Below are 19,975 nucleotides of genomic sequence, written 5' to 3' on the forward strand. Positions count from 1 at the left end.
CCATCGTGTGAAATCCAGCCAGCATCTGCTGGAAGTTTTCGGGTCCGATGGCCAACATGGTGGAAAGGCCGATGGCCGAATCCATCGAATAGCGCCCGCCGACCCAGTCCCAGAAGCCGAACATGTTGTTGGTGTCGATGCCAAACTTCTGCACTTCTTCCGCGTTGGTGGAAACGGCGACGAAGTGACGCGCCACGGCTTTGTCGTCGTGCAGCGCGTTCAGCACCCACGCGCGGGCAGATTGCGCGTTAGTCATCGTTTCCAACGTGGTGAACGTTTTCGACGAAATGATGAACATCGTTTCCGCCGGGTTCAGGTCGCGCGTGGCTTCCACAAAGTCGGTGCCATCCACGTTCGAGACGAAGCGGAACGTCATGTCGCGGCGGCTATAGTGCTTCAGAGCCTCATACGCCATCACCGGGCCAAGGTCTGACCCGCCAATGCCCACGTTGACGACGTTGCGAATGCGCTTGCCGGTGTGGCCCTTCCACTCGCCGTTGCGCACGCGCTCGGAGAAGGCCGCCATCTTGTCGAGCACCGCATGGACTTCCGGCACCACGTCCACGCCATCGACGAAGATTTTTTCGTCCTTCGGCGCGCGCAGCGCCACGTGCAGAACGGCGCGGTTCTCCGTGATGTTGATCTTGTCGCCGCGAAACATCGCCTCGATCTTCGCACGCATGCCGGACTGCTCGGCCAATGCGACAAGCAGCTTCAGCGTCTCGTCGGTTACACGGTTCTTTGAGTAGTCCAGAAACAGCCCGGCTGCTTCTGCCGTCATCCGCTCGCCGCGTCCTGCGTCCTCGGCGAATAGCTCGCGCAGATGTTTGCCGCGCATCTGCTGTGCGTGGTTCTCCAATGCCTTCCATGCAGGACGTTCGCTGAGCGGTGCAGTGCCTGTTGCCATCTCTTCTCCTTGGTCTTCTTCCTTAATTCTCTTTGTGATCACTTCTTTAATTTCTATAGATGCCCGCTGAGGCCATGCGAACGCCGTCTGGGGCAGAGAAAAATTCTTGCAGACGTGTATCTTCTCACAGCGGAAGAAGACGCGGATGCGTCCACGCGTTTGCAAAATTCCGGTGTGTGCGTTTATCGTAATACTAGTCCGTCTATCGAACGTACACGTTTGCCGGCCGATAGCGGGAAAGGGCCACGCATGAACGTCACCTCACGCCGTCTCGCTCCCTCCCCTGCCCCCACAGCGCCATCAGTCCCGTCATCTCCGGTTGCCGCAGCGGCCGCACCTGCAAAGGCCGTGCCCGCGGCGGCGCTCGACGCCTTTGCCGGCGACCCGAACTTTATGACCTCGCTGGCGCGCGGGCTGGTTGTCATTCAGGCATTCACACAGCAGTCGCCGCAGATGACCATCTCGCAACTCAGCGTGAAGACCGGCCTTTCGCGCGCAGCCGTGCGCCGCTGTCTGTACACGCTGACCAAGCTCGGCTTTGCCGGGGCTGAGGACGGCACGCGCTACTCGCTGCGCCCGCGCATGTTGACGCTCTCGCACAGCTACACCACCTCGAACACGCTCTCGGGAGCAGCGCAGCCGATTCTGGAGCGCATGTCCGCCGCGCTGCACGAGTCGTTTTCGGTGGCCACGCTCGACGGCGAAGACATCGTCTACATCGCGCGCACCAGCGTCTCGCGCATCATGGCGGTCGACCTGCACATCGGCAGCCGCCTGCCCGCATACTGCACCAGCATGGGCCGCGTGCTGCTGGCCTGGCTGCCGACCGACCAGCTTGAGCAGTACCTTTCGCGCGTCAACCTGGTGCCCTACACCACGCGCACCATCAACTCCATCGACAAGCTGCGCCTCCTGCTGCGCAACATCCGCCGCAATGGCTACGCGCTGTGCGATCAGGAGTACGAGGTTGGGCTGCGCTCGCTGGCCGTGCCGGTCTACTCGCCGTCGGGCCGCGTTGTCGCCACGATCAACCTGAGCGGCAACGCGCACCGCATGACGGCGCTCGATATGCAGACGCGCTTTCTGCCGCACCTGCGCAACGCGGCCAATGAGCTGAGCGTCTTCCTTCGCTAAGCCGGGGCCATGCAGCGCACAAACGCTGCGCCCGCGCCCGCCGCAACCGCGACACTGCCCGTGCCCTTCGGCACGACCACCGCACGTCCCGTAGTCAGTTCGACCTCGCCGCCGGAAGTCTTCACCACCGAAGTGCCCGACAACCCGACCAGACAGCCGGGGCCGTCGAAGGCGACCTGGATGTTGCCTGCGGTCGAAGCATCGAAGCGGTCAAAGCGATCTACTGAAAAATACTTCTGCTCGATGAGGCGAACGAATCCGTCGATCTTCTTTGGCGAGACCTTGCCGGCCGCCGTCTGGGCCTTCATTACGGCCAATCCCTTTTCCAGATGCAGTTCGCGCGGACGCCCGTAGTCGTAGAGCCTGTACGTCACGTCGCTGGTCTGCTGCGTTTCGAGCAGCACCGAGCCGGGCCCAATCGCGTGAACCGTACCTGCGTCCACGAACAGCATGTCGCCGACCGACACTGGCACCTGCCGCAGCAGGTCTTCCGCCGTGCCGTCGGCCACCGCCGCGCGGAACTTCGCCGCATCCACGCCGTCCTTGAGGCCGAGCGAAACATACGCGCCCGGTTCGGCTTCAAGCACGTACCAGCATTCGGTCTTGCCGCGCACCTCGCCCATCGCTGCGGCCTGTGCGTCGTCGGGATGCACCTGCACCGACAGCTTCTCGTTCGGAAAAAGCAACTTGACCAGCAGCGGGAATTCGCCGCCGATCTGGGCGGCGACCGAGGCGAACTCGCGCCCGCTGAACTCGCCGGTTTCAATGATGCACTGCGGCCCGGTCAGCCACGCCTCGCCCACCAGCTCTTTTGTTCCGGTCTCGGAATACCACGGCCTCAGGTCCTGCCTGCCCCACACTCTCTCACTGAACCACGGCTTCAGCCGAAACGGCGCAACACTAGTCGTCATCGTCATCCTTTTTTGCTTTTTTATGATGCACGAGCAACTGTGCCGGAACCGGCTTCGCGCCCATCGCATCCTTCCACAGGATAACGTTCAACTTGTCGGCAGGCGCGCGATCGGCGTGCGTAAAGTCCATCTTCGCCGACTCCTGCGCTCCCGGCGCGGTCTTCTTATTCGCCGTGTAGATCAGCCCGTTGTCGCGGTTGATGAAGCTCGCGGTGAACGGGGCCTGATCGCCGGACCCGCTGAACTCAGGCGACATCACGCTGGTGAAGGCGTCGTTGTTGTTCATCGGCGGCAGGCCCAGCACCATCTCCATGGTGCGCACCATCGAGACTGTCGTGTAAAAGCGGTTGTCTACAAACGCGCCGCCGTCTTTGGCGCGCGGTGCGTATTTGCTGATGACGAGCGCCAGGCTGCGATGCGCGTCCACGTGGTCGGCGCCGTTCTGCGCGTCGTCTTCCAGAATGAAGAACGCGGTGTCGTCCCAGTAGGGCGAGTGCGAGACGGCATCGACCGCGCGGCCGATCGCGAGGTCGTTATCGGCAACCAGCGACTTCGGCGTCGGGCCGCCCGGAGTCGTGCCCGCCGTGTGGTCGTCGGGCAGACGCAGCAGCACGAAGTTGGGCATCGTATCTCTGCCTGCCTCGCGGTCTTTCTTCCACTTGTCGAAGTAGCGCAGGAAGATGGCCACGCGAATCTGGTCAGGGACGTGGAGATTGAAGTCCGGATACTCCGGCGCGAAGTGGCCCACCAGCTCCGGCTTCGTCGCCACGTTGCGCGCGAGCAGCGGGATCTCCCACGGCCACTTGCTGACGCCGCCGCCCCACGCAGCGGGAATCTCCTCGCCCGGTTTGATGGTCTTGCGCGCGCAGACCTGAGTCCTGCCCGAGGCCGCGCCCTGCTGCGGATTCAGATGCTGCGTCGCGTTCTTCTCGTTGCAGAAGGTGGAGGAGATGTACTCGGCGAAGTGGAAGAGCGTTTTGCCGTGCGAGGCCAGGTCGCCCCACATGTATCCGCTCGAAGGTTCGTTCACGTCGGGAATGTGCTGCTCAATCGGATAGCCGTCGGCGACCATGCCTTCGTAGTCATAGGTGCGCTGGTCACTGCGGTAGTTCTGCTGCCAGGTCTTGTCCAGATAGTCGGTGCCGATGGCGGCGTTCGACCACACGTGTCCCTCGCCCGAGACCTCGCCCGAGTCGTAGAAGTTGTCGAGCACGCCGTACTGCAACGCCAGCGCGTGCTGGTTGGGCGTAATGTCGGCGCCGTACATCGTCAGGCTCGAATCGCCGTTGCCCACGGGCTTGCCGTTCTGCGTGAGGTCGCCGAACAACTGATCGTAGGTGCGGTTTTCTTTGATGATGTAAATGACGTGCTTGATCGGATTTTTTCCGCCCGCGAACTCCATTGTCTGGGTTGCCGCTTTCATGCGGTTCGACTCGACGACCTCCTGCGTCCATGCACTGAGGTTCTCGTTGATCGTCGAGGCGTCCACCGCCGCGAGCGATCCGTAGAGCAGCGTTGCAATGTAGGTGAATCTCCGCCGAAGATGCGAGTTCGTCGTCGGTCCCGCCTGACGAGGGGGAAAGTTGTTCGGCCCTGTGCCCTTGCCCTTGGCCGTGGCGACGTAGAGCTTGTCGCCCGTGAAGGCCATCGACATCGGCATCCACTCGGTGGGCATGAAGCCCATCGGCTCGACCATGCCCTTTTTCACCGCGCCTGCGGTGAGCTTGCGCGTGTCCATCACGGCGACGGCGTCAGTAATTGCGTTGGCCACATATAGCCGCGAGCCATCGGCTGAGAGAGCCAGCGCCTCAGGCTCCGCGCCGAAGTAGCTCTGGCCCGGCAGCCTCGTGTCGAAGTATCCCTTGACCGCAAAGTGCCGCGCGCCGATATTCACGGCAGCCACCGCATCGCGGTTGGCCAGCGCCACATACATCGTCCGGCCATCGGGCGAGATGACCAGCGCGCAGGGATGCGTGCCCGGCGCAATCGGGCTTCTGGGCTTCAGCAGCGCGAGCTTCCTGCCCACCACAAGGCGTTTCAGGTCCAGCTCCACCACCTCGCTCGCGTTCCATAACGCCACAAACGCGCGCGATCCGTCCGCCGTGACGGCAAGCGCCACCGGATAGGTACCCGGCACCGTATTGCTCTCCGCCAGATCGAACCGCTTCTCCACCTTGCCCGTCGCAGCATCCATCAACAGCACATCGTCAGAAAGGTTATCGGCCACCAGCAGCTTCTCAGCGCCTGCCTTTCCCACCACCGCAATCGCCGCCGGAAACGGCACGCCCTTGTCGCCTTTGACGCCGCCGACCTCCATCGTCGTGCGTCCCGGGGCCAACTGCTGCAGGCCGATCTTCAGCATGCCCTCGCGCGTCAGCTTGCCGTCGGCAAATCCAAACACGATCACGCCGTTGCCCACGCGCTTTGCGCCATCGCCCTCCGGGTCCGTGGTCGAGCCCATGCTCGCGTAGACATGCGTACCGTCGCGGCTGAAGGCGAGCCCCGAGTAGAGCGTCTGCTTCGCACCCACATTGGTCCGGTCGTCGGGAAAATCCGTCACCGCGCCTGTGTGGGTATCCATCACAGCGAGCGACTGCATGTAGTTCGACTCGAACGTGCCGTAGCCCGCGTTCACCGTCACCACGTAGCGCCCGTCGGGCGAGACCGCCATCGACATCGGAAGGCTATTGAGTCGTTGCGGGTTGCCGGGTACCTGACCGATGATCTCCTTGCCCGTCGGCAGATCGATCGTTTGTCCCGTGGCCGCCATCGACCCCATCAAAACCGCCATAGTTACCAGTAACTGACCCGTTCGTGTCATCCGTCCACCATACAACTCCCGCATGTTTCTGGCATTACAAAAGTCTTACACCGCGTCGTCGCCGCCCCTGTTAATGTGGAAACTGTAGGTTCAAAGGAAACCGATAACGGATATGAGCCCCTCCCTGATCAGCCCCGAAGAAATTGCGGCACCGGCACAGCCCTCTCCCATCCGCACCGCATCGCGCTCCACCGCAGACGAGACCACGCGCAAGATTAAGCAGGACCTCCGCATGGGCCGCGAGCACCAGGAAGGCCGCATCAACTGGATTACGGCCATCGCCATGGGTATCTTCCACGTGCTGGCCTTCACCGCGCTGTTCTTCTTTTCGTGGACGAACGTCGCCGCCGCGGTCATCATGTACATCTTCGCCATCAACGTGGGCATCGGCATGGCGTATCACCGGCTGCTGACGCATCGCGGCTACAAGACGCCGAAGTGGGTCGAGTACTTTATCACCGCCTGCGGCTGCCTCGCGCTTGAGGGAGGGCCCATCTTCTGGGTGGCCACGCATCGCGTGCATCACCAGAACTCCGACCACGAAGGCGACCCGCACACGCCACACGACGGCACATGGTGGGCGCACGCCGGATGGATCATCTCCGGCCGCGCACTGCACTCGGAGACGGCGCTGCTGGGCCGCTATGCTCCCGACCTGACGCGCGACCGCGTTCACGTCTGGCTCAGCAAATATCACTATCTCCCGCTGGTCGTCACCGGCCTCATGCAGATCGCGCTCGGCGCGGCGCTCGCAGGCCCCGGCCATCGCATCGTCGGCGGACTCGGCATGGTTCTATGGGCCACCTTCCTCCGCGTCACGGTCGGCCTGCACGCGACATGGCTGGTGAACTCCGCCACGCACCTGTGGGGCAAGCGCCGCTTCGAGACCAAGGACGACTCGCGCAATAACTGGTGGGTCGCCATCCTGACCGGCGGCGAAGGCTGGCACAACAACCACCACGCCCACCCCGTCAGCGCCCGCCACGGTCTGGCCTGGTACGAGTTCGACCCCAACTACTACGGCATCTGGCTGCTCTCGAAGCTCGGCCTCGCGGAAAAGATTCAGATCGCCAAGTTCGACCCCAAGAACCCCAAACCCTCCGGCATCTAAGCTGCGATCACACCAGCAATCGGAAGGCGCAGGGCATTCGCTCTGCGCCTTCTGTATTTAAACAATGCATTGCCCTTAAAGACCGCATCTCATTCGACGAGGCCTGTTTGCCGGAGTCTCTTCGGTGGCCGAACCCGCGGTTCCTGCTACAAAAATTGCTGATGAAAGGGATACGATGAGACGTTTATCGCAACTTCTCCTGTTGTTTGCCGCAGCCATACTGACGACGGCTGCCTTCGCTTCTCCGCTGCCGTCCACGGCAGTTCAGGCGGGTTATGGGCCGGGCCAGGCTCCCGCCGGTTCGCGCATTGTCTGTTCGTCCAACGATGGCCGCCGCAAATTCTGCAACGCCGACACGCGCGGCGGAGTGCAACTCTTCCGCCAGATCAGCGGCTCCGCCTGCATACAAGGCCGCACCTGGGGCTACAACCGCAATGCCGTCTGGGTCGATCGCGGATGTCGCGCGGAGTTCGTCCTGTTGCGCCCGGCGCCGCCCGTCCGCATCGTCACCTGCTCGTCCAACGACGGACGCCGCAACTGGTGCCCGGTGCCGCCGCGCGCCGACGTGCGGCTGAGCCGGCAGATCAGCGGCTCGCCCTGCGTTCGCGGCAGAACCTGGGGGCTCGACCGCCAGGGTCTGTGGGTCGATCGCGGTTGCCGCGCCGAATTCCGGGTCCGATAACATCTGCCCTTGCGGCTTGCTCTCTCGTCAGCCCGGTTGTGTGACCGGGCTTCCTTTTGTGCCGCCGCCGGCATCCCACTCGACAAGCCGTGGCTTCGGGGATATTCTCCTTCCCCGGGGCCACGCAGGTTTCCGCCGAGCATCTGCAATCTGCCATCCCGCAGCGCGGCTTCATTTCACACGCGACAAATTCCGTCTTGAACGAGGCACTATGACATCTCTACGAAATGTTCTGCTGTTTGCCGCAACACTTCTTCTCAGCTCCGCAGCCTTTGCCGCACCGCCACAGTACAACAACGGATACGGCCAGCAAGCCCGGACCGTCACCTGCTCCTCCGACGATGGCGGCCGGCACTACTGCAAGATCGACGCGCGCGGCGGCGTACAGTTGACGCGCCAGATCAGCGGCACAGCCTGCATTCAGGGACAGACCTGGGGCTATGACAGCCGCGGCGTCTGGGTCGATCGTGGCTGCCGCGCCGAGTTTACCTCTGGCGGATACGGCTACGGACAAGCTCAGGGCCAGACGCTCACCTGCTCCTCTGACGATGGCAATCGCCACTACTGCAACGCCAACACCGGCGGCGGCGTGCAGCTGACACGCCAGATCAGCGGCACAGCCTGCATTCAGGGACAGACCTGGGGCTACGACAGCCGAGGCGTCTGGGTCGATCGCGGCTGCCGCGCCGAATTCATGGTCAACGGCTACGGCAATGGCTACGGGCAAGGCTATGGACAGGGTTACGGGCAGGGTTACGGGCAGGGTCAGGGACAGATCGTTTCGTGCTCGTCCGACGACGGCAAGCGCCACTACTGCGGCGGCGCTCTGCGAGGACGGGTGCAGCTCGGCCGCCAGATCAGCGGCACTCCCTGCGTCGAGGGACAGACCTGGGGACATGACCGTCGCGGCATCTGGGTCGATCGCGGCTGCCGCGCCGAATTCATCGTCAACACGCTCACCGGGGTCAATAACGGTCGCGGCCAGACGCTGACCTGCTCGTCCGACGACGGCAACCGCCACTACTGCAACGCCAACATCAGCGGCGGTGTGCAGATGACGCGCCAGATCAGCGGCTCCGCCTGCATTCAGGGACAGACCTGGGGCTACGATAACCGCGGCATCTGGGTCGATCGCGGCTGCCGCGCCGAATTCCGCACCCGCTGACGAGCCCACATCAGATGAGCACAGCATAACGGCCGCCACCGGACAGGCTCGGGTGGCGGCCGCTGTCTGCGGCTTCAGCCGATGCCGCTATACTGCTCCCAGACCATGAACATCACCCGGCGGCGCGGAGCGATAGCTTTTTTCATCACGCTCGGCGTCCTGCTTGTCGGCCTCGCCGTCACGCTCGACGTCGGCTGGATCGTCGTCACCAGCGAGCGCACGGTCTGGTTCATTGTGCTGGGGATTCTTCTCTTCGCCGCGCTCATCGCGGGCGTGGTCCTCAACACCGTCTTTCTGGTGCGCGAGATCAACCGCAACGAGCGACAGGACACCTTCCTGAACGCGGTCACGCACGAACTGAAGACGCCCATCGCCAGCATCCGGCTGTATCTCGAAACGCTACAGCGCCGCCCGCTTGACGAGCCGCAGCGGCAGGAGTTCTACAAAGTCATGCTCGCCGACTCCGACCGCCTGCTCGCCACCGTCGAGCAGGTGCTCAAGGCCGGCCCGCTTGGCCAGCGCCACCGCCAGCAGAACCGCGCCGCGCTCGACCTCGAATCACTCGTCACGGACTGCATCGCCGTCACGCTCCAGCGCTACCACCTGCCGCCGGAGAGCATCGTGCTCGATCCCACACCCGGCGACGTCCGCCTCTTCACGCTGGGCATCGCCGAAGACCTGCGCACGGCGGTGCTGAACCTGCTCGACAACGCGGTCAAATACTCACCCGAAGGCGTCCACGTGCGCTGCTCGCTCGCCATCGAAAGTTACACGCGGGTCACGCTCACCATCCGCGACACCGGCGTCGGCCTCGCGCCCGACCAGTTCAAGCGCATCTTCAAACGCTTCTACCGCGTGCCCGAGCGTTCCACCTCCAAGATTAAAGGAACCGGCCTCGGACTCTTTCTCGTCCGTACCATCGCACGCCAGCACGGAGGCACCGTGACCGCCGAAAGCCCCGGCCACAATCAAGGCACTACCGTCACCCTCACGCTGCCCCGCGCCAATCCAACCACCCAATCCGCGCTATAGAACCCATACGCCAGTCTTTAAATTTCCATCCCGCGCTCTTTTGCATTCCCACTCCACAGCCTTTTGCATTCCCATTCCGCAGTCTTTTTGTATTCCCAATCCGCAGTCTTTTTGTATTCCCAATCCGCACCCCGAGCGAAGTCGAAGGGGAAGGAATCTGCTGTTTTCTGCCCCATCACCACGCTTCATCCAAAGTACAATCTTCCAACAGAACACAAACCCGCTCATGCAGATCTGGAAATACTTCGCCCTCGCCTTTAGCGCCCTGCTGCCGATGGTCAACCCACTCGGCTCGGCGATCATCTTCATGGGCCTGGTCGGCTCGGCTCCGGTGACGGTGTACCGTTCGCTGGCCCGCCGCATCGCCATTAACACCGTGCTCTTCTTCGCCGTCGTCGATCTCGTCGGCTCGGCGGTGCTCAACTTCTTCGGCATCTCGCTTCCCATCGTGCAGCTCTCCGGCGGCTTCGTCATCGCGGCCATTGGGTGGACGATGCTCAACCAGCAGGACCCAGCGCCGAGCACGGAAAAACGCCAGGCCGCCGAACAGGCGCAGGCGCGCGACGTCGAAGGCACGCTGCTGCAGAAGACCTTTTACCCATTCACCTTTCCCATCACCGCCGGTCCGGGCTGCATCGTCGTCATGCTGACGCTCAGCGCGCGCATTCCGCAGAAGACCATTCCCTCGGTCTTCGCTCACGTCGGACTTCTTCTCGCCGTCCTGCTGCTCAGCTCGACCGTCTACTTCTGCTACGCCTACGCGCCGCGTCTGGTACGGGTCATCTCGCCTTCGACCGCGCAAGGCATCCTGCGGGTCTTCTCCTTTATCCTGCTCTGCATCGGAGTGCAGATTGCCTGGAACGGCCTCGTCCCTCTGCTCACCAGCGTGCTGCACCGCTAAAATCAAATCAGCCGCTCATGGAAAACACCGCGCCGCTTATCGCCGTTGTCGAAGATGAAGACCACCTCGCCCAGGGGCTGATCTTCAATCTTCAGGCCGAAGGCTACCGCACGCACCACGAGGCCGACGGCGACGCCGCGCTGGCCTACCTTCTCGACCCGGACGAACCCGTCGCCGCCGTTGTGCTCGACTGCATGCTGCCCGGAGCCGACGGCTTCACCATCGTCCGCAGCCTGCGCGAGGCGGGACGTTTTACGCCCGTCCTGATGCTGACCGCGCGCAGCCGCCCGGAAGACATTCTTGAAGGCATCGAGGCCGGTGCCGACGACTATCTCCCCAAGCCATTCGAGCTCAGCATCCTGCTCGTTCGCCTCAAGTCGCTGCTGCGACGCACCGCATGGCAGAGCGCCGCATCGCCCGCCGCCGAGCAGGCCGCGCCGCCCGATGAGTACAGCTTCAACCACCGCACCATCCGCTTCGACGCGCTGGAGCTGGTCGCACCCAATCGCATAACTCACCTGACCGTGATGGAGGCCGACCTGCTCCGCCATCTGACGCAGCACGCCGGCCAGATCGTCTCACGCAAGGACATCCTCGAACAGGTATGGCGCGTCCATGAAGACACCGATACACGCGCGATCGACAACTTCATCGTCCGCCTGCGCCGCTATATCGAAGACGACCCCGCCCACCCGCAGCATCTCATCACCGTGCGCGGCGTCGGCTACCGATTCCTGCCCAACCCGTAGGGAGAGCGTCACTCCCGGGGCAGTCCCATCTGTTGTTGTCATTCCCGAAGCGAATCTGCGTCAGAGGCTCTCCGGGCCACCCGTCTACTGGTTCACACCGCTGGCCAGAAATCCTCCATCGACCACCAGAATCTCCCCCGTCACAAACGCCGAAGCATCGCTCGCCAGAAAGATTGCCGACCCAATCAGCTCCTCAGTCTTGCCGAACCGCCCCATCGGCGTGCGCATCAGCAGCTCCTTGCCGCGATCGCTCTCGTCCAGCAGCTTCTGGTTCAGCGCAGTGCGAAACACGCCCGGAGCAATCGCATTCACCGTCACGCCCTGCGAACTCCACTCCACTGCCAGCGACTTCGTCAACGCGCCAACCGCAGCCTTGCTCGCCGCATAAGCCGTCACTTCCTTCAAACTCACAAACGTATTCAGCGACGCGATGTTGATGATGCGCCCATACCCGCGCTCCAGCATATGCTTGCCGAAGATCTGGCAGGCGCGCAGCGTCCCGGTTACGTTCGTGTTCATAATGTCGTTCCAGGTCTCTTCCGGCACCGTCAGTGTGGGCTCGCGCTTAATCTTGCCCGCACAGTTGATCAGAATATCGACCTTTCCAAATGCCTTGAGCACTCCATCGAGCAGCGCCTGTAGGCTCGCGCGGTCCCCCACATCCGAAGTCAGCCTCAGCGACCTGCGCCCCTTGGCTTCAATCGCCTTCGCAGCCTCGTCCACCTGCTCGACCCGGCGTGAAGTGGCAACTACATCCGCGCCGGCCTCCGCCAGTCCAATCGCCATGGCCAGGCCAATTCCCGACGTTCCCCCCACCACCACAGCCGACTTCCCGCTCAGATCAAACAACGGATGCCCCATTCAATCGTCCTCTTTTCTTCCTGAAATCGTTGTTACGGCTTCGGCTTCGTTCAACCGCTGCATCAACCATTTCGCTTCATCCAAAATACAACCCGGCGCACGTCAAAACCAAATCAGCGAGCGCGCCGATGCCGTCATCGACGCGCTCGCCCTGACTATCGCTGAATCCGCGCCGATCCACCGCTGGCAAACGCCTTCACCTGGTCCAGCGTCGCCATCGTCGTGTCGCCCGGGAACGTCGTCATCAACGCGCCATGCGCCCAGCCCAGCCTGATCGCCTCTTCCGGATCAGCGCCGCTCAGCAGTCCGTAGATGAACCCGGCCGCAAAACCGTCGCCGCCGCCTACGCGGTCCAGCACATCCAGCTCGCAGGTCGGCGCAGACACCGCCTTGCCGTTCACCCACGCCACTGCGCTCCATGTGTGATGGTTCGTCGTGTGCACCTCGCGCAGCGTCGTCGCCACCACCTTCACCTTCGGAAACTTCTTCACTACGTTCTCAATCATGCCCAGAAACACGCTCGTGTCCAGCTTCGACTTCGCCGTAACCTCCGGCCCGGCCACTCCAAGTCCCTTCTGCAGGTCCTCTTCGTTGCCCACCAGCACGTCCACGTTCTCCACAATCGCGCCCAGCACCTCGTGCGCGCGCTTCATGCCGCCCTGCGGCTTCCACAGCTTCTCGCGGTAGTTCAGGTCGAACGAGCAGATCGCTCCCGCCGCCTTCGCCGCCTTCATCGCCTCAATCGCCAGCTCCGCCGTCGTCTCCGAGAGCGACGCAAAAATTCCGCCGCTATGGAACCACCGCACTCCCTGACCGAAGATCGCCTTCCAGTCGAAGTCGCCCGGCTTCATCAACGCCGCGGCCTCGTTGCAGCGGTTGTAAAACACCACCGGAGCGCGCACGCCCAGACCCTGATCGCTGTACACGGTCGCCATATTCGGGCCGCGCACGCCGTCATGCGCAAACTCCTTGTAGAACGGACGCACACCCATCGCACGCACCCGCTCGGCAATCAGGTCGCCAATCGGATAGTTCACCATCGCCGTCGCAATGCCCGTGCGCTGCTTGAAGCAATCCGAAAGGTTTGCCGCAACGTTGAACTCGCCGCCGCTCACATGCACATCAAACCGCGTCGCCTTGCGAAACGGAATAATTCCCGGATCCAGCCGATGCACCATTGCGCCCAGTGAAAGCAAATCAAGTGACCCCTTTTCGGGGATGGTAAAACCAAGACTCACGACATTCCTCCTAAAATTTCGATGCCCGAGGCATCGAGTGTACTCCTCCAAAGTCTGTTCCCTGCTGCTTTGAATTTGTCATTCTGACCCTGAGCGTAGCGAACGGGGAAGAATCCCCGCATCCTCTTTTCTCTACCGGCCCAGAAACACCGGCCTGATATGCCGCTCATACAAATTCGTCGTCACATTCCGCGCCACGACCGCCTCATTCGCCTCCAGCGCCTTCAGATACCGGTCGCCCATCTTCGCAGCTACTTTGAAGCCCACATGCAGCAACTGCCGGAAGCTCTGGTTATACGCCTTATTCGACTGATCATGCCTCAGCGCCGACGTGTACTGCTCGCTGGTCCAGCCATTCACCACCTCGGGCTTCGGCAGCTTCGCAGGATCAATATCAATCACCGTCGCGTATGGCGCGCACAACTCCTCGGCGTGCGCATACGCCTCGGCATAAACCTCCTTGGCAATCTCCAGCCCCGCGCCGCCTGCCTCGGCCAGACCAATCAACTCCTCCAGCCACGTCGTGCCCGCCGTCTTCACGTGCACGCCCGCATCAAACTTCTTCACACCGTCGTGAATCGCCTTATAGATCGAAAACTTGTCGGACCCCGAATGCACGCTTAGCTTCAAATTCGCTGGCAGCCCGTATGTCTTCACCGCAAACGCAATCGTCGCCAGGTCTTCGTTGAACTCGCGCGTAAACTGCGCCACGTCGCCCACATAGTCCACACCCTTGTTGAAGCGCCCGGTGAACTTCGGCGCAATCGTCTGGATCGGAATCTTCTCATCGGCAATCGCCGCCAGAATAATCAGCAGCTCCACCGGCGTCTGCGGCGCGTCCGTCTCGTCCATCGAGACCTCCGCAATAAAATTCCCCGCGCCCTTCTTCTCCACCAGGTGCCTGTAGATGCGGCCCGCATCCTCCACCGCCGCCAGAAACTGATTCGCCACACCCGTCACAAACGCCGCATCCGTCTTGAACGGCTTCTCGATATGCGGAATCGTCACTGTACCCACCAGCTCCGGATGCTGCGCCACAAACGCCGCCACGTTCTTCGGATCAGCCGGCTTGCCAATCATCTCCGCCACGTCCAGCGTGAAAAAATCACACGGAGCCAGAAACCGCTCCACCGTCTTCAAATTGATGTGGTCCGCGTCCAGAAAATAAGGCTTCGTCCACTTCAACGCCTTCACCGCGGCATCCGCCTCAATCCGCGTCTGGCTCGGCTCCGAGCCAATAATCGTATGTTCCCTGTTCGACTTGTTCCACACCGGAACCACTTCAACTCCGGCATCCGACGCCATCACACACGCCGCCAACTGCGCCTTCGCCTGATGCGCAAACCTGTCCCCCACACCCAAAGAAAACTTCGGAAGCCTCAATCCCTCACTCATCACTACACCTTTTCCCATCGAGTTCAAGCTAAATTGGTCTAACCAATTTCAAGCTCCCTTAGCATACCGGCAAAGCCACCCGGTTCGCAAATTCTCATTTCGACTCCGCAGCTTTGTGCATTTCCATCCAGCAGCTTTTGTATTTCCATTCCGCAGCGAAGCGGAGGAATCTGCTTCTCCTGCCTCGACGGAGTCCTCATGTCAACAAAAACCTTCAATCCTTAAACCTTCCCTCATACGCCCAGAGCCCCAGCCCCGGGTTCGAGATATAAAAAATCTCCTCGCCATCCACCACATTCCAACCATCCTTCAGCTTCGTCACATCGTACTTCGCCGAGTACTCCTTCAAATCCCCATACGCAAAATGCACGCCTTCAATCTCCTCCCGCGTCAGGTGCCCGGGACAATACCGAATCGTGAACCGACCCTCGCTCGATCCATGAATCAAATGTGCCGCCGCGCTCAGGTTCCCCGCCAGCGCCGGGTCTTCCTTCACCAACTCCAGCGTCCTCGGCGTGCCGCAATACCCATACTTGCGAATCAGCTTGTCAATCGCCGCGTCCTCGCCAAACTCATGCACTCCCGGAGCCAGCACAATCAGCTCCGCATGGTCCGCCAGCGCCATCCGCGTGCGATACACCGACTTGTTCCCCAGCCACGTGCTCCTGAACTCATGCGGATCCAAAAACACCACAGCCTTCTTGATCTCGCGGTCCATCATCTGAAAGTTCACCTTCAGACTCAGCGCCGCCGCCAGTTCAAAACACTCGGCATCGTCGCCGATGTAGAGCCCGCGAATCACCAGGTCGCCGGCAGCATTCTTCCCCACCACCGTCTGCACATACACAATCGGCGGCATGTTCTTGGCGAAGTGCTCGCTCGCATAATTCAACACGCGCCGCACCGGAGTATCCGCGCGTCCCATCATGCGCTCCATGCCATACACCGCGCCCAGGAAGTGGCTGCGATGGATCCCAATCGACCCGCCCGTCCCTACAAAGATGTTCTTGTTGTAATTGGCCATGCCGATCACTTCATGCGGCACCACCTGCCCAATCGACAAAATTAAATCGTGCCCGCCGTCCCGCAGCAGCCTGTTCACCTGCGCAGGCCACGGGTAATCCACCTTGCCTTCGCTCACGTCATACAGAAAGCTGCCCGGCACCTCGCCCAGCGTCACCACATCGTTCCGCCAGTCATGCACGCGAAACAGGCCACGCGGAGTCGCGCCGAACATGGTCGCAATCTCACCGTCCGTCATCGCCTTGTGCGTGCCCAACGCGGGCAACACGTCGGCCAGCTTATCGCCGTAGTACTGCCACGCCATCTCCGTCAGCACGCCGCTCTGCGAGTGCATCCGCGTAAAGTCCGGCGGCACCGCCAGCACCTTCTTGCGCGCACCCAGCTTATCCAGCGCGGAAAACAGATTGGCCCGCACCTCAGCCAAAGACATCTCCGTCGTCGGCGATCCCGCACCAAAAAACAAACTCATAAAACCCCCATCGATTGAATTGCCATCCTGAGCGCAGGCGGCGCTTTTGCCGCCGGAGTCGAAGGACCTGCGGTTCTCACCCGGACAATCCACTTAACCTCGTCAACTCACAACTTGTACGCCTTCTTCACCAAATCCACAGTCAACTGACGAGCCACTTCAAACGCCTCATCGTCATCCAGCCGATGCTCGGCCACCAGCCGTCCCAGAAACGCGCAGTCGATCCGCCGCGCCACATCATGTCGCGCCGGAATCGAAAGAAACGCCCGCGTATCGTCATTGAACCCAACCGTGTTGTAGAACCCTGCCGTCTCGGTCGCCTGCTCACGAAAGCGCATCATCCCTTCGGGCGAATCATGGAACCACCACGGCGGCCCCAGCCGCAGCGCCGGATAGTGCCCGGCCAGCGGAGCCAGCTCGCGCGAGTACGTCGTCTCATCCAGCGTGAACAAAATGAATGTCAGCCGCGAGTCGTTCCCGTACTTGTTCAGCAGCGGCCGCAGCCCGCGCACATACTCCGTCGGAGCAGGAATGTCCGCGCCCTTATCGCGCCCGAACTTCTCATACAGCTTCTGGTTGTGGTTCCGCACCGACCCCGGATGAAGCTGCATCGTCAGCCCATCCTCCACGCTCATCCCGGCCATCTCCGTCAGCATCTGCGCCTGGAACAGCTCGATGTCCTTCGCGTCCGCGCGCCCAGTCAGAATCCGCCCATACAACGCCGAAGCCTCCTGCCCGGAAAGGTCCGCCGTCTGCGCCGTCAGATGTCCGTGGTCAGTCGCCGTCGCGCCCATCGACTTAAAGAAGGCTCGCCTGTTTCTCAGCGCATTCAGATAACCCTTGTACGTCCCCACATCCTCGCCGGAGACCTCACCCAGCTTCTGGATGTTCTGAAGAAACCCCGCATACTCAGCGTCAATCACGGAGTCGGGCCGGAACGTCGGCAGCACCCTGCCCTTCCATCCCGAAGCCCGCATCGCCTTGTGATACTCCAGCGTATCCAGCGGCGTATCGGTCGTCGTCAGCACCTCAATGTTGAACGACTCAAACAGCGCCCGAGGCCGAAACTCCGGCGTCTCCAGCCTCTTCGCAATCAGGTCGTAATACTCGTCCGCATTCTCCGGCCCCAGCCGCTTCTTCAGCCCAAACTGCTTCTCGAACGCATAATCGATCCACAACCGCGTAGGCGTGCCGCGAAACAGATAGTAGTGCTTCGCAAAGATCCGCCACACCTCGCGGGGGTCAGCCGACTGCTTCCCATCCACCTGCGGAATCCCCAGCGATTCCAGCGAGACGCCCTGCGAATACAGCATCCGGAAGATATAGTGGTCGGGCTGAATGAACAACGCCGTCGGATTCGGAAATGCGCCGTTCTCCGCAAACCATCGCGGATCGCAGTGTCCATGCGGCGAGATGATCGGCAGGTCCCGAATCGCGTCATACAACTTCACCGCTACCGCTCGCGCCGCGCCATCCGCAGGAAACAGCCTGTTCTCATTCAGCATTCGTATCGCTCCTCAAAAGTGGTACTACCATCTCACCACGAAATCCACCAGCACTACAAAGCCTACCAAATTTGTTCGCACCATGAGCAATACCTTTTCCGCAAAAGAAAAGCACCCCGAAGGGTGCCCCTCTTTCTTAGTTGTCATCCTTCCGCGCACGGGAGGATCTGCGTTTGCCTTTCAGTGTTCAACGGCGTGCACCCTACGGAATGTAGTACCGCATGCTCGTAAACACCATATTGTTATCCGCCTTGGGAGCGCCTCCCACCCCAGTCCACGTCTTTTTGTTCAGGTAGCTGTACTGCACCTGATACTGGAGCTTCCCGAACTTCGGATTGTTGTAGATGCGATACGTAAATCCGCCCGTAGCCTCAAAGACCCCGCGCGTCAACGCCCCGCACGAACCCGCCGGCGAAGTCCCGCCCGCACCCGGCAGCCCTTCCGTAAAACACCCGGTGTTGTTCTGCGTCAGCGGAGCGTACCCCACCTGCTGCCCCTTCGCATTCACATACAGCGTCCGCTGCACATACTCGCCGCCGTAGTAGCCGAACAGGTCCAGCTTCGCCATCGGGTGCAGTTCCACCGAGAACAGCCCCTGATACGCCCGCAGCGGTTCCAGCGTTCCATTCGGATGCACGGTCACATCCGACAACCCCGACGTGCCATACCGGCCCACGCCATCGCCGCCCATGAAGTGAACGCCCACATCGGCAAACTTCGTCGCCTTCACGCGCGCGTTGGCAAATACTCCACCGCCCGTCTTCGTATCGTTCACCGCGCCTGCCGAGGAAGCCGGAGTCGCCGTCGCGTTCGGGTAGTAACGATCGCGGAACCACCGCGCCACTCCGCCCACCTCAAAGTGCCCGAACGACGGATCGAACGCCGCCTTCACAATCACATCCGGAGCAACATTATTCGTGTACGTCGTCGTCGTGTTGTACAAACCGCCGTTGTTGCCCGTCCCGCCGAAGAAGTAATTCGTCGGCCCATTCGAGCCGCCGTTGTTGAACCCGACCGTCTGGCCGTTCTCCAGCGACATCGCCACCGTCGTCATCGCCCCCACCTTCTCCTGGAAACGAATCGCCGGCACGCGCATCCAGCTAAAACCGACGTGGTACTGCGCATCAATCGTCATCGGCAGGTTCTCCGTGCGATTGTCCGTACCCTTCTTCGTCTCCGTCACCAGCGACCACATCTGCCCGCCGGTCACGGCAAAGCCACCCCGCGCCGCCTGACCCCAGATCTGCCGCTGTCTCAGCGTGTAGCTGTTGCTCTGATTGTTATTGCTCGTTGTGCCGCTCGAAAGAAAGTCGGCTTCGACATATCCGGACAACTTCAGCGCACCGGTCTTCCCCTCGAACAAGGCGCCCACCCGGCTCTGCCGTCCGGAGAAATTCAACTCGCTCACATGCGCATTGCCCGCATTGGCGAAGGGCGTGCTGGTAAACGGAGTATTGACATCCGAATTGATCGCACGCTGCCGCCACACCGACTCCGCCGCAAAGAAGGCAACCGGCGTAATCGTGACGCCCTTGTAGCGAAGCGTTGCCGGCGAATCCACCGCCGCCGCAACCTGCTTCTTCGTCTCGGCAACCGACGTCTCCAATCCTGCATGCGCCGTCTTCAGGCCGGACACTTCGTTGCTCAGCGACGAAACCGCCTCCGTATTCGCCGTCACGCTCGAGCTCGCCGTCTCTGCCTTCGCCGTGGCTGCCTGAGCCGCCGCTTCAGCCCCCTGGGCCGACTGCTGCGCCTCATGCAGCTTCTCGTCCTTCTCCGCATTCTCCTGCTTCAGCGCGTCAATCTGCGACTGCTGCTTCTCCAGCATCCCGCGCAGGTCTTGAATCTCCTGCTCGGTTGCGCTCGTCGTCTTCTTGACCGTCTTCTTGCTATGCGTCGTCGTGCTCTGCGCCTGCAACGAAACGGTGCTCAACACCAGTACCGCTGCCATAGCTGCTCGTAATTGCTTCGTCATGGAACCTCGCAGAATGTTGAAGGCCTAAGGACAAACCAGAGAGCGGCCGTGGCCAGATGGCCGCCGCAAACTCTCACCTTTTGCTCTTTCCCTCAT

Annotated in this window: 16 protein-coding genes; 7 read left to right on the plus strand and 9 right to left on the minus strand. The window is 61.6% G+C overall.

The window, feature by feature from the left end; all coding sequences use genetic code 11:
• A partial coding sequence (locus VFU66_RS03995; protein WP_524536959.1) for a phosphoglucose isomerase-related protein occupies positions 1–907 on the minus strand: 907 nt, incomplete at its 3' end.
• 249 nt (positions 908–1,156) lie between these two features.
• Between VFU66_RS03995 and VFU66_RS04000 the strand changes: the two genes are divergently transcribed.
• Positions 1,157–2,041, plus strand: coding sequence for an IclR family transcriptional regulator domain-containing protein (locus VFU66_RS04000; protein ID WP_326444945.1), 885 nt, complete (start codon positions 1,157–1,159; stop codon positions 2,039–2,041).
• Here the strand turns inward: VFU66_RS04000 and VFU66_RS04005 are convergent.
• The gene (locus VFU66_RS04005) at positions 2,038–2,952 is read right to left on the minus strand and encodes a type I phosphomannose isomerase catalytic subunit (RefSeq protein ID WP_326444946.1); all 915 of its coding nucleotides are present in this window, start codon (positions 2,950–2,952) and stop codon (positions 2,038–2,040) included. The two genes, VFU66_RS04000 and VFU66_RS04005, sit on opposite strands and share 4 nt — an antisense overlap.
• Positions 2,942–5,743: a bifunctional YncE family protein/alkaline phosphatase family protein gene (locus VFU66_RS04010; protein ID WP_326444947.1), complete on the minus strand. Its 2,802-nt coding sequence runs from the start codon at positions 5,741–5,743 to the stop codon at positions 2,942–2,944. Before VFU66_RS04010 ends, VFU66_RS04005 begins: the two co-directional genes overlap by 11 nt.
• Before the next feature lie 142 nt (positions 5,744–5,885).
• Between VFU66_RS04010 and VFU66_RS04015 the strand changes: the two genes are divergently transcribed.
• The 6 genes from VFU66_RS04015 to VFU66_RS04040 all read left to right on the plus strand — a co-directional run bounded on the left by VFU66_RS04015 (position 5,886) and on the right by VFU66_RS04040 (position 11,413).
• A complete protein-coding gene (locus VFU66_RS04015; RefSeq protein WP_414649371.1) occupies positions 5,886–6,884 on the plus strand; it encodes an acyl-CoA desaturase in 999 nt (332 codons plus the stop codon).
• 175 nt (positions 6,885–7,059) lie between these two features.
• Complete coding sequence (locus tag VFU66_RS04020) at positions 7,060–7,566, plus strand: DUF3011 domain-containing protein (RefSeq protein WP_326444948.1); 507 nt, start codon at positions 7,060–7,062, stop codon at positions 7,564–7,566.
• A gap of 211 nt (positions 7,567–7,777) precedes the next feature.
• Positions 7,778–8,731 (plus strand): DUF3011 domain-containing protein, encoded by a 954-nt coding sequence (locus VFU66_RS04025; RefSeq protein WP_326444949.1) that lies wholly within the window; start codon positions 7,778–7,780, stop codon positions 8,729–8,731.
• A 105-nt stretch (positions 8,732–8,836) separates the two neighbouring features.
• On the plus strand, positions 8,837–9,763 hold the full coding sequence (locus VFU66_RS04030; RefSeq protein ID WP_326444950.1) for a sensor histidine kinase: 927 nt from the start codon (positions 8,837–8,839) through the stop codon (positions 9,761–9,763).
• 226 nt (positions 9,764–9,989) lie between these two features.
• Entirely contained in the window at positions 9,990–10,664 is a 675-nt protein-coding gene (locus tag VFU66_RS04035; protein WP_326444951.1) for a MarC family protein, read from the plus strand.
• 17 nt (positions 10,665–10,681) lie between these two features.
• Positions 10,682–11,413, plus strand: coding sequence for a response regulator transcription factor (locus tag VFU66_RS04040; protein WP_326444952.1), 732 nt, complete (start codon positions 10,682–10,684; stop codon positions 11,411–11,413).
• Between the two features lie 84 nt (positions 11,414–11,497).
• Here VFU66_RS04040 and VFU66_RS04045 read toward each other — a convergent pair whose 3' ends face one another.
• From VFU66_RS04045 to VFU66_RS04070, 6 genes are all read right to left on the minus strand, one after another.
• Positions 11,498–12,274, minus strand: coding sequence for an SDR family NAD(P)-dependent oxidoreductase (locus VFU66_RS04045; protein ID WP_326444953.1), 777 nt, complete (start codon positions 12,272–12,274; stop codon positions 11,498–11,500).
• Between the two features lie 155 nt (positions 12,275–12,429).
• Positions 12,430–13,512 carry a PfkB family carbohydrate kinase gene (locus tag VFU66_RS04050; protein ID WP_326444954.1) on the minus strand — a complete coding sequence of 361 codons (1,083 nt, stop codon included), beginning with the start codon at positions 13,510–13,512 and terminating at the stop codon, positions 12,430–12,432.
• Positions 13,513–13,644: 132 nt separating this feature from the next.
• Positions 13,645–14,907 carry a tagaturonate epimerase family protein gene (locus tag VFU66_RS04055; RefSeq protein ID WP_326444955.1) on the minus strand — a complete coding sequence of 421 codons (1,263 nt, stop codon included), beginning with the start codon at positions 14,905–14,907 and terminating at the stop codon, positions 13,645–13,647.
• Between the two features lie 214 nt (positions 14,908–15,121).
• Positions 15,122–16,399: a nickel-dependent putative hexonate epimerase gene (locus tag VFU66_RS04060; RefSeq protein ID WP_326444956.1), complete on the minus strand. Its 1,278-nt coding sequence runs from the start codon at positions 16,397–16,399 to the stop codon at positions 15,122–15,124.
• A gap of 107 nt (positions 16,400–16,506) precedes the next feature.
• The gene (gene uxaC, locus VFU66_RS04065; protein WP_326444957.1) at positions 16,507–17,904 is read right to left on the minus strand and encodes a glucuronate isomerase; all 1,398 of its coding nucleotides are present in this window, start codon (positions 17,902–17,904) and stop codon (positions 16,507–16,509) included.
• Between the two features lie 202 nt (positions 17,905–18,106).
• On the minus strand, positions 18,107–19,855 hold the full coding sequence (locus VFU66_RS04070) for a hypothetical protein (RefSeq protein ID WP_326444958.1): 1,749 nt from the start codon (positions 19,853–19,855) through the stop codon (positions 18,107–18,109).
• Positions 19,856–19,975 lie beyond the last annotated feature (120 nt).

The sequence above is a fragment of the Edaphobacter sp. genome, assembly GCF_035763405.1.
Lineage (GTDB): Bacteria > Acidobacteriota > Terriglobia > Terriglobales > Acidobacteriaceae > Edaphobacter.